The following is a 1,148-nucleotide window of genomic DNA, read 5'->3' on the forward strand; positions in this document are numbered from 1 at the left end:
GAACCGGGTGGCCGCCGGGCCGGCGAAGGAGGGGTGGGGCAGGTCCTCGGCGAACGGGATCGCCGGGGCGACCGAGGGGGGGTGCGGCCGGATCGGCGCGGGGGAGCCGGGACGGCCGAGCACGTCCAGGACGGTGCTGTAGAACTCGGCGACCGGCATCGGGGTCAGGGCGAAGCCGGGTGCGCCGCCGTCGGTGCTGCGGACCTCGAGCCGATGGCCGAGCAGGTCGAGCTCGATCTCGAAGGCCCCGGTGCCGTACGGGACCGCCGACGTCGTCAGGCCGCGCGGACTCGGGTACAGGGTCACCTGCCACCAGTGGTTGAGCAGCGGGGCGTGCGCCATGCGGATCTTGCCCACGATCTGGGTCCACATGTGCAGGGTCTCGCGGGTGGCGGTCCCGTCCGCCACGCGCAGGCTCGGCCAGCTCGTCGTCGTGCTGCTCATCGGTCTCCTCGTGGGTCGGCGGGACCGGGATCGCGTTCCCGGTCCCGGCGGTGACGCGGCCCGTCCTGACCTCCGGCCTGCGGCTGTGGTGTCGGCGACCGGTCAGTCGCTGCCCGTGCTGGTCGCCCCGTACTCGAGGTGGCCGAGCTCGGGACGGCGTGCCAGCCAGGCGGCGATGAACGGGCAGATCGCGAGCACCCGCAGCCCCTCGGCCTGTGCCGACGCGACGCCCTCGCGGGCCAGCGCCGCTCCCACCCCGCGCCCCTCGAAGGCCGGGTCGACCTCGGTGTGTACGAAGGCGACGAGCTCCGGTGTGCGGGCGTAGGCGGCGACGCCGGCGAGCGTCTCGCCGTCGTGGGCCTCGAACCGGTTCGCGGAGCGGTTGTCGGTGACGACGATCATGTGGGGGTCTCTCTCCGTGGTCGCCCGTCGCCCGCGTCAGCGGTACTCGGGGTTGGTGTGCCGGGGGTGGGTGCCGGCGTCCCAGGCCGTGCGCTGGTTGCCGTAGGCCGGGAACCCGCCCGCGCCCCGGATCATCGAGGCGAGGTGCATCAGGTTGTAGGTCATGAACGCGATGTTGCGGTTGGTGAAGTCGTTCTCCGGGCCGCCGGATCCCTCGTCCAGGTAGGACGGGCCGGGTCCGACCTCGCCGAGCCAGCCCGCGTCGGCCTGGGGCGGGACGGTGAACCCGATGTGCTGCAGGC

2 protein-coding genes and 1 pseudogene are annotated in these 1,148 nt (G+C 73.7%); all 3 read right to left on the minus strand.

Features of this window, described 5'->3' with window-relative positions:
• A partial coding sequence (locus D8M34_RS17965; RefSeq protein ID WP_238695718.1) for a DUF5996 family protein occupies positions 1-444 on the minus strand: 444 nt, incomplete at its 3' end.
• A 102-nt stretch (positions 445-546) separates the two neighbouring features.
• Positions 547-846 (minus strand): GNAT family N-acetyltransferase, encoded by a 300-nt coding sequence (locus D8M34_RS17970; protein WP_126894704.1) that lies wholly within the window; start codon positions 844-846, stop codon positions 547-549.
• A gap of 36 nt (positions 847-882) precedes the next feature.
• Positions 883-1,148, minus strand: a pseudogene (locus D8M34_RS19115) (flavodoxin family protein); the annotation flags it as partial.

It is taken from the genome of Microbacterium sp. HSID17254 (genome assembly GCF_003989315.1).
GTDB lineage: Bacteria > Actinomycetota > Actinomycetes > Actinomycetales > Microbacteriaceae > Microbacterium.